Here is a 12,500-nt window from a genome sequence, read left to right on the forward strand (position 1 = left end):
CAAACGCCGCAGACATTTCTTACGAAAATATATTATATATTGATCGAGAGGGAATCCTTTTAAACTACAATCATATCCGCGGTATAGAAGGACTATATTTAACCTCTTCTACTAACTCACAAGTAATCAAAATTCATGCTACTGGCGGCCCAAAGTCGGGTATCGAAATTAAAAGCAATATAGCCAATAATGGCAATCCCGTAGGGGTAAATATAACTGCAGCGCCAGGGGCTCACGCAGAAGTTATATTTTCCGGCGATTGGGGCAATAGTTTTACAGGGGATACAACTGTAACAGGAAACGCAAGCCTCGTTTTGTCGAGCAGATACAGCAGGAAAACTATTTCAGGAAATCGCCTCAACATCATGAAGGGAGCTGCCGTGTACATTGACAAAAACGATCAAATCGCCGACCATGCAAGAGTCTCGCTCATCTCTTACGAAAAAGCCTCTAAATTAAACTTCAGCGCTCATATTAAAGAACAGCTCCAAGAAACGTTCCGCGAACTATTCGTCGAAGGAAAGGGAGCAATCGACTTTGGCTCAGGGGATCGTCACTCCGAACACGGACGGCGTCTTTTATACATAGACGACTTGATAATCGGTGACGGTAGCACCTTACGCATTCACGGCTGGCGGGATAAACGCGACTACATACTCGTGAGGAAAAACAGCGTGCACCTCGAAGACGCGCTGAAAAAAATCGAGTTCAAGGGCTACGACCGCAACAACATCCACCTAGAGAATTACAACAACGCCTATTGGGTAATCTCCGCCACCCCCGAATCCGCCACCTACGGAAGCCTCCTCGTGGCCAGCACAGTGCCCCTCAGCCTACTCCGCCGCCGCATAAAAGCCTGCCTAGGCAGAAGTCCCTCCTAGGGATCTGCTCCCGTTTCAAACGTGGCCGCGCTAATACGCTTTTTCCCACTGCGCGTGGGGCGGCAGGCTGTGCCGGCACCCATTTACCGAACGCTTGGTTGCCGTGCATAAGCACGGCCACCAAGCGTTCGGTAGAAAGGAATCCAAACTTGGAGGCGGGAGCTTATTAATGATTTTCCCTCCTCGCCCAAACGGGTTATCGCTCTACTCCCCCCTGTCGCAACGCGACAGGGGGGAGTGCTTTCAAATTTGGGATTTCGCTTTCGCGCGATAGCGCGTTGCGAAATCCCAAATTGAATGGATGCAGCGACACGCTGCCGCCCCACGCGCAGTGGAAGCTCAGAGAGAGCGTCACTGACCGCGCGGACGGTCGTGGACCGTTTCTACTTTGCGGGCCGCCTGACGGCGTGCACAGGACGACTTTAGGCGCCGAGCCGTCGTCAAGTGTTGGTAGCGCGACCACGTTTGAAACGCGAACAGGCCCTAGCTTAGCGGGGAAGACTACCTTGCGTGCGTCGGCCTGGCGGCGGCGTCACTGCCAGCGCTGGCTCAGCGCCCCTCGGCGCGGTCCAGCACTTTTTGCAAGGCCGCCCCTCTAGCAAAGTCGGGCTCGGGGCTGGTCTCACCGCGAATCGCCGCGACGAAGCGTTCGTAGTTACTCGGGTAGGTCACCGCCGGGCAATCCACCGGTTCCCATTTGCCGTGCAATACGTTGGCCGCACCAAGGCAGGCGTGTAGCTCGCTCTCGCCCAAGCGATAACGCAAGTCGAGCGCACCCGTCTCGCCGTACACTTTAATCACCATGTCGTTTAGGTGTCCGGTCGCTGCCCGTGTCGCAATGATGGTGCCGATCGATCCGCCCGTGCAGGCCACGCTCATTATCGCGCTATCATTTGCATCGAGGGTAAACTCACCGACGCGCCCGCCCGGGGCTTTGTTGTAAGTTTGCAGCCGTCCCGCGACCTCGACGACCTCCTGCCCCACAATAAAAGTCGCGTAGTCTAGGATATGCACGCCGGCATCGCCCAGTGCACCGCGCGAGCCATGCGCGGTCGAGAGTTTCCACGTCCAGGCGCTCTCCGTTTTCCAGTCTCCCCAAGCGGGTTGATGCAGCCAGCTTTGCAGGAAGCTGGCCTCGAAAAACCGCACTTCGCCGAGTGCCCCTTCGCGGACGAGTTGCGCGGCCTTTTGCATCGTCGGCTCGTTGCGGTAAGTGAGGTTCATCATATTAACCACACCCGCTCGCGCCGCCGCCTCGGCCATCTCCACCGCGTCACGCGCACTGCTCGCGAGCGGCTTCTCGCAAAGCACGTGCTTACCCGCAGCAAGCAGCGGCAGCGTCGCCGCGTAGTGAAGCCCATCGGGCGTGACCACGCTCGCCGCATCAAACTGCCCCCACGCCACCGCGTCTTCTACCGAGCCAAACGTTTGGGGGATTTCATATTTTTGCGCAAAGGTGCGGAGCCGCTCCGGGTTAATATCGACTGCCGCGACGAGCCTCACGGCGGAGATTTTTTGATACGCCCAGACGTGTTGGTGGGCCATGCCGCCCGTGCCGACGATGAGAATACGAACCGGTTTGGGTGAGGAGTTAGCGTTCACTGTGGAGTTCATTTTGTTGGGGGAGAAAGAAAGGTGTTTCGCAGGATCAGATGCCGGAGCGAGTGTTGCGCCTCTTCGAGTAGACGCAGTGCGACCGGCTTGAGCGCTTCCGCATCGTAGACGGCGTGCTGCTCCGCATATTCGCGCAGGTCGAGAAAGGCCCCGATCATGTAAGTCTCGGCAGTCGCCGCATAGGGCGAGGACGTGCGCTTCGGCACATGCGGAGCCTGCTCGATGTAAAGCAGCCCCGCCGCTTGCCCGCTCACGTAAGGGTCGGGCTCCGCATAAAACGCTTCGCCCCAAAACTCCTTTAGCGGAGAGATTATCGAAGTCTCCCGATAAAGCTGCTCGGCCACTTCGCGCGAGGTGTAGAGCGTTTTCGCGATTTCCCAAGCGGCCTCCGCATGCGGGCTGCGCCGATTTATCCCAATCATGGAGCCGCCGCGCGTGCTCGTGCGTCGCCCGCCACGCTCCCACGCGGGTAACGGCATCAGCTTCAGCTTCCCCGTCAGCATGGGCAGCTCCATTTTCCAAACACTCAGCAGCCAATCGGGCATCGGCACAGCCAGCGCAAACCCATCGGGGTTGCGCAGATGGCTGTTCGGCGTGGTCGTTTGCGCCACGCGGTCGGGCCCCGTCATCCAACTCACAACCGTAGCGAGAACGTGCGCGTTTTTCTCATTGGCAAAGTCGGGGAGCTCCTCGTCATCAAAAAACACGCCCCCGTTTTGCAGCATCAAGATAGTGAGCTCGTTGGTCGCGACTTCATTAAACGAGAGCAGATAACGGTCGGGCTGCCCATCGCCGTCGTTATCCGCCATGAGCGGACGCATCGCCCTAAAATAGTCCTCCCAGGTCTCGACTTGCGAAAGGTCGATCCCCGCCGCCTCCACGATATCCGCCCGATACGCGAGCAGCACCGGATGCACGCCGCGCGGCAGCCCGAAAATGTGACCGCGCGAGGTAAATGGGTCGAAGGCACGCAACTCAAAGCGCTCGTAAATCCCCTCCTCGCGCAGCCGCTGCGTCAAATCGACGAAGCCCACCTGCTCGACCGGCCCGAGAAACGCACGCGGGATCGTGTCGTCACTCGATTCGAGCAAGTCTGCGACAGGTGTCCCCGACAAAAATCCCGAAAGCATAAGCTGCTCGAACGAGCGATTCGCCATCCGCGTCATGGCGAGCGAGGGTTGCGAACCGAAGCGCCTCGCCCGCGACGCTTCGTTCCACTGTGCAACAACGGGCTGATACGCCACCTCGTGCCGCCCAGAGGTCAGCCAAAACACAATCCCCGCCGCCTCGCGCTTCGGCAGCCACGCGACCAAGACACTCGTCACCCCCGCAATTGCGAGGATGACAAGCATCCCTAGCGAAACGCTCGGGCTTTTACGTAACCCCTTCATGGGCGTCCTGAAATTAACTCATTTATTCAGGAACGCCTTAGAAGTCGTAGCGAATCGTGAGCCGTGCATTGATCGGAGTGCCCATATCGATACCGCGACCATTTGCCCCCATGATATAGTCTTCGTCAGTTAGGTTGGTCACGTTGAGCTGTGCGCTCCAGTGCTTATTAATCCGATAGTTCGCACTCGCATTAACAAGCGTGCGCGAGGGAACATAAAACGAAGGCTGTATCCGAACTGGCGTAAATCCGAGCGGCGGAGTCGTCCAACGGTGTGTCGTGCCCGCACGCTCTCCCAGATAGTCGGCACCGATGCCGATGCGCAGCCCGGCCAGTGGCCCCGTATCGCTAAATGCATAGCTCGCCCAAATCGCGGCGGAATCGTCCGCAATATTGGCAAACTGCATCCCGTCGCCATCACGATTTTTATTATGAGCGATATTACCGACAAACGATAGCTGGGGCGTCGGCGACCATGTAAACTCAAACTCCACACCGTCCACTGTTCGATCAGACTTAATCGCTGGATAGAGCGGGTCAGGAATCGGGGCGGTATAATTTCGCAGATCCCACATGTAGACGTCGCTTATCTTTAGGTCGAAATACGCAAGTGTCGCATAGAGCTTTCCATCGGCGAGCCGCACACGTACGCCGACTTCGTGCTGCGTACTGGACTCGACATGATGAGGCACACCGTTGCTGAAGTCCGGCCCATCGGGCACGCCTTGTTCTGAATAGCCGTAGTAAGCAGAAAGCTGTGGGGTGACTTTATAGACTATCCCCGCCGCGGGCAAAGTAGTCGAAATAGTATCTTTGGTGCGAGCACCAGACGTGTAGTTTTGCCTCGCCGAGGCGTATTCGTTATACGAAAGGCTACCGCTTAGCACGAGCTTATCATCTAGGAGATTAACAACCTGATAGAGATAGTATTGAGAGTCGTGATTCCGGCTTGCAGAGCCCGCGCCCCACGTATTTCGCAGCGTATAGCCTGCGGGGATCCGCTCTCCCGCCACAAGATCGTAGGTGTTGGGATTTGGCTCAAAGGACGGAGACGGTCGCGGGTAGACCCCACGCCAATTAAGGGCATAACCGGCGACTGTCTTCGATTTCCAACTCGGGCCTTCAAACTCATAGGCAAAGTCGTTTTGGAAATTTGCCTGCCTACCATGCTCATGAACACGCGCGCCATCAGTTATATAGGCAGGGTTATCATTAAATGTCACGCCGTCCCAAACCCACTCCCCCGTGAGTTGGTCGACGCTGACCACTTCAAAATCTGGAGCGGCTAAAACATACTGCCCCTTATACTTCACATTTACATAATTCCCAGCGACACGCATCGAAAGCCTGTCGGTGATCTTGGTATTTACGGATAGACGAGAATAATAGCCAGCATCGTTAATGTCTGCATCAGGGCTTATACCAAAGTCACGAGGAAGCCCCTCCTGTATACGCACATTAGTCCTACCCCGTGCATAGACAGAAATCGGAGGCGACCAGGGGCTGAGTATCCACTCATTAAATCCCTGAAATTGCACAGTCACTTCAGTGCTAGGGCTTGCTCGCCATGTGAGCATAGGCATCACCGTCCACCCCGAGCGATAGCCATACTCTTCATAACGAGTGGAATCTTGATAAGAACCCACTAGGCGCATGGCGAGTTTGTCTTTCAGGACGACGTAGTTGGCATCCATCTCCATCCGGTTTGCATCCCAACGCCCCGCTTGATAGGAAACGTAGCCTTTATTTCCTGTGAAGTGGGGCTTCTTCGTTACATTATTTACTAAACCGCCCGGGACGCCGGAGGGGGAAATAATCGCATTTGGCCCCTTCACGATTTCCATCCGATCAATAACAACTGGGTCTTGGTTAGGTGCAAAGGAAAGGGCGATACGAAACCCGTCAAGTGTCACTCCGTTGGACTGAAACCCGCGCACCGTCATCCGATTTTGGAGATGTGGCGAAGTGTTTTCCGTAATAGCCGCAGAATATTTTGCGGCATCAAGAACTCGATCCGCCGATATGTCTTCGATAAGCTCGCGCGTAACAACGGATATACTCTGCGTGGACTCCATCAAATCCATCCGAACACGCGTCCCTGAAGAGACTTGGGAGGCTTGGTAGCGACCGAGATCCGCGCGTTCCTGCACCGCAAAAGGGGAAAGGACTACGGTTTCGTCTTCAATCTGGCTTGGCTGGGGAGAAACCGGTTGCGCAGGTGCAACATGAGACAGGAGCAGCAGTGCACAAACGGCACCGATTAAGTGTTTTTTGGGGAGATAACACATTTTTTTTTGAGGGTTGTTTAAGTGATAGGGATGCAAAAAGCCCGCGAGACGCAGTGCGTCTCGCGGGCTGGGGACATAAAAAAACGCACGCCAAATAGGCCGTGCGCTAAACAGAAGCCCTTCAGGCTTCGGGAGATACGATCAATTAAAGCTTGCCCCCCAACACGCCTCCCGTCACAATCCGTTCGACGGTTCGACGGTTCGACGGTTCGACGGTTCGACGGTTCGACGGTTCGACGGTTCGACGGACGCAAAAGCAAAATTAGCCTTTAGCGTAAACATGGGGTAGTCCGGGGTTAAGGAGAAAGCGCGTTTGTCAAACGCAGGGGGGTGACACAGAAAGCGAGCCGACTGGGTAGGAATAGAAACTTAGAATGCAAATCATTTTTCCTGAATCTCAGCGCTTACCTAAGCTTGGTTTTGATCGACAAAACTGCGCACCCGCAGCGAGCCGGGAGCACACGCAAAGCTCAGACTGTGATCGAGTTCTAGTGCCTCGCCCCTAGGCAAATCGAGGCTGCTCGTCGCATGCGGCGAGAAGCAGACCATCTCCATCTTCGGCAACACAAACCACCTCAGCGGCCCCGTATGGTTGGCAAAGCGTATGTGCAAGTGACGCAGCGAACCGTCGAACTGGCCGCGAAACTCCACCCAGTCGGCACAAGCCCCATTGGCCTGCTCGCCCCCCTTAAACGGAGCATTCACCCCGTCGGGATCGCCGAAATTTCCAGCCGTGATTTTGAGCGTCGAGTCGAGGTAGCTATCGAAAAAATCGCGCGTGCCGCGAAAGGTCAGCCCGCCGTAGTGCATGCCTTCGAGCCCGTAAGTGCCGGGGTTGCTCAGCGTAAGATCGTGGCTACTCGCATTGGTCAACGTGCTCCGCCAACGCAAGGTCCACACTTTTTCGGGTGAGTTGACCGCAATTCCGATGCGCCGCTCTTCGCGAAAAATGACTTCGTCGTGGTGCGTCCATTCGAGCACTTCTTCAAGTCGTGCACGATTACCCGAGGCCTCTTGCACGCGCCACTCGACATGGCTTTGGCGGCCCCAATCTCCACGCCACTGATAACCATCTTCGTGATAACTCGGGCCGCCCCAAAAGTTAGCTCCCGAGACATTGTTCATCGTAAGGCTCAGCCCGTGATGCCACGGATGATTGTTGGGACGAAAGTTGGTCATCACATCGCCCTCAAGCGAACGCAAGGGATGGAAATACGGACGCGGCGCTTCCTCTGGATAAGCGTCCGAACGGTAGACATAGCGGAACAACTCCAAGTCGCCGAAGTGCAGCGACAGAGCCGTATCGTCGTGCTGTTCGAGGCGGAGTGAGGGATCAAGCGGAGTAACAAGTGGGGTATTCATCGGGAGCGGGCCGCTAAGCACTTTGCTCACTCTGTCAACTGCCAAGTTTTAACGAGAGCTCATCGGGACAGCGCGCACCGCGACTTGACTTTTTTCTCAAAGACGCAAATCGGCGGAGCGCCAACCCGCATTTAGTTACCCCCAACCCCACTATCAGGAGTGTAAAATGAAGGTAAAAATATCCGTACACCGAGACTTCACAATCAGCCCAATCGACGAGCGGCTGTACTCCGCATTTATCGAACACATGGGCCGTGCAATTTACGGCGGCATTTACGACCCCGGGCATCCGCAAGCCGACGAACAGGGTTTTAGGAAAGATGTGCTAAAATTTGTGCAGGATCTCAACATTCCCGCGATTCGCTACCCGGGGGGAAATTTCGTTTCGGCCTATCGCTGGGAAGATGGAGTCGGGCCTCGCGAAACTCGACCCGTGCGGCTCGATTTGGCCTGGCGTTGCACCGAGACAAATCAAATCGGAATTAATGAATTCGCCGATTGGGCCAAACTCGCGGGAATCGACATGATGCTCGCAGTAAACCTCGGCACACGCGGCCTAGATGATGCGCGTAATTTTCTAGAATACGTTAACTTCCCCTCGGGAACAGCCCTAAGCGACTTGCGCCGCTCCCACGGAAAAACCGAGCCGCACAACGTTAAACTCTGGTGCCTCGGCAACGAAATGGATGGCCCTTGGCAAACCGGACACAAAGTCGCAGTTGAATACGGACGCTTGGCCAACGAAACCGCTAAGGCATTTAAAAGCTTTGATCCGTCAATTAAGACCATCGTTTGTGGCAGCTCGAATGATGAAATGCCGACTTATCCCGAATGGGAACGCGAAGTTTTAGAGGAGTCTTACGAAAATGTAGACTATATTTCACTCCACAAATATTTTGAGAACTACGAGCGCAATACGCTTAATTTCTTTGGGAAAATTGAAGAGACGGGCCGCTATATTCAGGCGATTTCGGGCACTATCGACTACATAAAGGCGAAAAAACGGGCCAAAAACGACGTCTTTATCTGTTTTGACGAATGGAACGTCTGGTATCACCAACGCGAAAAAGACAACCGCCGAATCACAGAATGGGATTGGCCAGAAGCCCCCGCTCTTTTGGAAGAAACGTATAACTTTGAAGACGCGCTCTTTGTTGCCGGGTTGTTAAACGAGTTCATTCGCCGATCAGACCGAGTAAAAATCGCCTGCATCGCTCAACTGGTGAATGTGATCGCCCCGATTCGAGCTGAAAAAGAGGGGCCCGCTTGGCGTCAAAGCATCTATCATCCGTATCGCCTCGTGGCACTTTACGGACGAGGTGAGGCATTGCGCACCGCAGTCGATGCGCCGACTTACAACTGCGCGGCGGCGGATCAGGTCTCCTACCTAGATGTCGCAAGCGTCTACAATCGCGAAAAAAACACCCTCACCTTCTTCATTATCAACCGCCATTTGAGTGAGACCGCAGAGCTGGAAATCAACCTAACGGGCTTCCCCGAACCCTGCCTCTCCGAGCATTTGGCAATGGAAGGCTATGATTTACAGGCGACCAATAGTGCCCAAAACCCAGATCACATAAGGCCTAAACCAGGGGAAAACGTCGTCGTAGACGAAAGCGGAAGCGTGCGAGGAATTCTCGCGCCCTTGTCGTATCATGTTCTGCGCCTCAGCCTGAAAACAGACTAAGGCATTTTTGCTTTGGCCGATCAACTTAGATCGGCCCTACGGCTTAAGTGGCTCAGTCTAAAAAAAAGAAGGCCCGACTCTTCAATTATGAAGAATCGGGCCATAAACTTGGCGATGACCTACTCTCGCGGGGCATAGTGCCCTACTACCATTGGCTGTTCGGAGCTTAACGGCCGTGTTCGGGATGGGAACGGGTGGTGCCTCCGGCAAATAATCACCAAGAAGGGGAGCCCTTTCGGGCAATTGGATAAAAGTCTAGAGTACTGACAAAGCAGGTAAAATAAACGCCTGAGAATAATAGCGTATTAATTGCATAAACCGGCAAGGTCATTAGTAACAGTAAACTTAACGTATTACTACGCTTACATTTCTGTCCTATCAACCGGGTGGTCTACCCGGACCTTGCACCAACTTGCGTCGGATTGTGATCTTATCTTGGGATGGGCTTGACGCTTAGATGCTTTCAGCGCTTATCCCTTCCGAACTTAGCTACCCGGCACTGCCGCTGACGCGACAACCGGAACACCAGAGGTTCGTCATTCTCGGTCCTCTCGTACTAGAGAATGAACCCCTCAAATCACAGACGCCCACAGCGGATAGAGGACCGAACTGTCTCACGACGTTCTGAACCCAGCTCGCGTACCACTTTAATCGGCGAACAGCCGAACCCTTGGGACCTTCTCCAGCCCCAGGATGTGATGAGCCGACATCGAGGTGCCAAACCGCGCCGTCGCTGTGAACGCTTGGGCGCGATCAGCCTGTTATCCCTAGCGTACCTTTTGTCCTATGAGCGATGGCGATTCCACATTCAACCACCGGATCACTTGATCCTGCTTTCGCAACTGCTCGACTTGTAGGTCTCACAGTAAAGCTCCCTTATACTCATGCGCTCTATAGCCCGATTACCGACCGGGCTGAGGGAACCTTCGAAATCCTCCGTTACTCTTTTGGAGGATACCGCCCCAGTAAAACTGACCTGCTATCACTGTCCCACGCCCAGATAATGGGTCGGGGTTAGACGCCTAACAATTAAAAAGTGGTATTTCACATTTCGACTCAGCCCGATCCTGGAACCGGGCTTCAAAGTCTCCCACCTATTCTACGTATTAAAAATCAAGCGACAATAACAGCTTACAGTAAAGGTGCATAGGGTCTTTCCGTCCTGCTGCGGGTAGGCGGCATCTTCACCGCCACTACAATTTCACCAGGCATCTCTCCGAGACAGCCTTCAACTCGTTACACGATTCGTGCGGGTCGGAACTTACCCGACAAGGAATTTCGCTACCTTAGGACCGTTATAGTTACGGCCGACATTCACGGGGGCTTAGACGCGAAGCTTGCACCTCACGTTTTCACCTTTCCGCATTGGTCACGTGTCACTCCCTATACGTCGTCTTGCGACTTAGCAGAGAGCTGTGTTTTTGCTAAACAGTCGGTTGAAGCGGTTCACTGCGGCCCCTTGCGGGGCACCCCTTATACCGAAGATACGGGGTCAATTTGCCGAGTTCCTTAGAGAGAGTTAACCTGCGCGCCTTAGAATACTCATCTATCCCACCTGTGTCGGTTTACGGTACGGGCACCTGACTTGCTAACCACGAAGCTTTTCTTGGAAGCGTAGTATCGAACAATCCCCTTCGGCCGTAGCTTCAAGGTCCTATCGCTTTTCAGCCTTATCTGGTCTTTTATCCCCAGACAGCCTACGAGCTTCGACGACGATTCAACACGTCGCTGTTCTAACTTTCTCCGTCACTCCTTGGGTCAAACGCAAATCCGGTGGTGCTGGAATATTAAACCAGCTTGGCATCGACTACTCCTTACGGCCTCGTCTTAGCACCCGACTAACCCTGGGCGGACGAACCTTCCCCAGGAATCCTTGGGATTTCGGCGAGATGGAATTCAACCATCTTTATCGTTACTTATGTCTGCATTCTCACTCCTAAGCGCTCCACGGTCGGTTACCCCTTCCGCTTCGCAGCACTTAGGACGCTTTCCTACTACTCACCTTGCGGTGAATCCACAGCTTCGGTATATGGCTTAAGTCCCGATCATTTTCGGCGCAATTTCGCTCGATGGGTCAGCTGTTACGCACTGTTTAAATGATGGCTGCCTCTAAGCCAACATCCCCATTGTCTAAGCAAAATCACATCCTTTTCCACTGAGCCATATTTTGGGACCTTAACTGGTGGTCTGGACTATTCTCCTCTCGACGACGGACCTTATCACCCGCCGTCTGACTGCCTGGCTTCACTCTATGGCATTCGGAGTTTAATTAAGTTCAGTACCCCGGTAGGGGCCCTAGCTTATTTAGTGCTCTACCTCCATAGATCAGCACCAGACGCTATACCTAAATATATTTCGGAAAGAACCAGCTATCACGGGGTTTGATTAGTCTTTCGCTCCTAACCACAACTCATCCGATACTTTCTCAAGAGTAACCGGTTCGGACCTCCACTGCGTTTTACCGCAGCTTCATCCTGGTCATGGTTAGATCACCTCCGCTTCGGGTCTATTGCCAGCAACTAGACGCCCTATTCGGACTCGCTTTCGCTGCGCTTGCACCGGGTACCGGCTTAAGCTTGCTACAGACAATAACTCGCAGACTCATTATACAAAAGGCAAGCGGTGACTCCACATGGGAGCTCCCACTGACTTGTTAGCAATTGATTTCAGTTACTATTTCACTCCCCTAACAGGGGTGCTTTTCACCTTTCCCTCGCGGTACTAGTTCACTATCGGTCTTCATCGAGTATTTAGCCTTATGCCGTGGTCGGCATGGATTCACACCGGGTTTCACGTGTCCGGTGCTACTCAGGATACCACTAGATTTGCTCGGGTTTTCGACTAAGGGACTGTCACCCTCTTTGGTCACTCTTTCCAGAGTGTTCGTCTAACCGTTGCATTTCACGTTGTGGTCCTACAACCCCAAAGGGATAAATCCCTCTGGTTTGGGCTGTTCCGCTTTCGCTCGCCACTACTTACGGAATCGATTCTCTTTCTTTTCCTGCGGTTACTGAGATGTTTCACTTCGCCGCGTATTGCTCTATCAGGACTATGTATTCATCCTGAAGTGACACCGTATTATCGGTGCCGGGTTTCCCCATTCGGAAATCTCCGGGTCAAAGCGTGTGTGCCGCTATCCGAAGCTTATCGCAGCTTGCTGCGTCCTTCATCGCCTGATGAAGCCAAGGCATCCATCAATTGCTGTAACTGGTTTATGCAAACGCTACTATTCTAGGCGTTTATTTTACCTGCTTACATTATATTTTACCCTAGACTTT

6 protein-coding genes and 2 rRNA genes are annotated in these 12,500 nt (G+C 53.9%); 2 read left to right on the top strand and 6 right to left on the bottom strand.

Translation table 11 applies throughout. The annotated features are described in order from the left end of the window. A partial coding sequence (locus tag AXK12_RS09245; RefSeq protein ID WP_197456977.1) for a hypothetical protein occupies positions 1-881 on the top strand: 881 nt, incomplete at its 5' end. Positions 882-1,430: 549 nt separating this feature from the next. Here the strand turns inward: AXK12_RS09245 and AXK12_RS03205 are convergent. The 4 genes from AXK12_RS03205 to AXK12_RS03220 form a co-directional block, all read right to left on the bottom strand. After that, on the bottom strand, positions 1,431-2,495 hold the full coding sequence (locus AXK12_RS03205; RefSeq protein ID WP_068711399.1) for a Gfo/Idh/MocA family protein: 1,065 nt from the start codon (positions 2,493-2,495) through the stop codon (positions 1,431-1,433). After that, positions 2,492-3,886 (bottom strand): ABC transporter substrate-binding protein, encoded by a 1,395-nt coding sequence (locus AXK12_RS03210; protein WP_082782609.1) that lies wholly within the window; start codon positions 3,884-3,886, stop codon positions 2,492-2,494. Before AXK12_RS03210 ends, AXK12_RS03205 begins: the two co-directional genes overlap by 4 nt. Positions 3,887-3,923: 37 nt before the next feature. Beyond that, positions 3,924-6,173 carry a TonB-dependent siderophore receptor gene (locus AXK12_RS08475; protein ID WP_082782610.1) on the bottom strand — a complete coding sequence of 750 codons (2,250 nt, stop codon included), beginning with the start codon at positions 6,171-6,173 and terminating at the stop codon, positions 3,924-3,926. Between the two features lie 408 nt (positions 6,174-6,581). Next, on the bottom strand, positions 6,582-7,535 hold the full coding sequence (locus tag AXK12_RS03220; protein ID WP_156468823.1) for a DUF6807 family protein: 954 nt from the start codon (positions 7,533-7,535) through the stop codon (positions 6,582-6,584). Positions 7,536-7,701: 166 nt separating this feature from the next. Between AXK12_RS03220 and arfA the strand changes: the two genes are divergently transcribed. Continuing rightward, positions 7,702-9,222 carry an arabinosylfuranosidase ArfA gene (gene arfA / locus AXK12_RS03225; RefSeq protein ID WP_068711407.1) on the top strand — a complete coding sequence of 507 codons (1,521 nt, stop codon included), beginning with the start codon at positions 7,702-7,704 and terminating at the stop codon, positions 9,220-9,222. Between the two features lie 106 nt (positions 9,223-9,328). On the opposite strand, the gene rrf is transcribed toward arfA, so the two are convergent. Continuing rightward, positions 9,329-9,444 (bottom strand): 5S ribosomal RNA (rrf, locus tag AXK12_RS03230). 87 nt (positions 9,445-9,531) lie between these two features. Next, a 23S ribosomal RNA gene (locus AXK12_RS03235) occupies positions 9,532-12,440 on the bottom strand. Positions 12,441-12,500: the final 60 nt, after the last annotated feature.

The organism is Cephaloticoccus capnophilus, from assembly GCF_001580045.1.
Lineage (GTDB): Bacteria > Verrucomicrobiota > Verrucomicrobiia > Opitutales > Opitutaceae > Cephaloticoccus > Cephaloticoccus capnophilus.

What these genes read in the sequence shown, in the direction of transcription:
- AXK12_RS03205 (WP_068711399.1), bottom strand. Translation starts at nt 2,495, where the DNA reads ATGAACTCCACAGTGAACGCTAACTCCTCACCCAAACCGGTTCGTATT.
- AXK12_RS03210 (WP_082782609.1), bottom strand. Translation starts at nt 3,886, where the DNA reads ATGAAGGGGTTACGTAAAAGCCCGAGCGTTTCGCTAGGGATGCTTGTC.
- AXK12_RS08475 (WP_082782610.1), bottom strand. Translation starts at nt 6,173, where the DNA reads ATGTGTTATCTCCCCAAAAAACACTTAATCGGTGCCGTTTGTGCACTG.
- AXK12_RS03220 (WP_156468823.1), bottom strand. Translation starts at nt 7,535, where the DNA reads ATGAATACCCCACTTGTTACTCCGCTTGATCCCTCACTCCGCCTCGAA.
- arfA (WP_068711407.1), top strand. Translation starts at nt 7,702, where the DNA reads ATGAAGGTAAAAATATCCGTACACCGAGACTTCACAATCAGCCCAATC.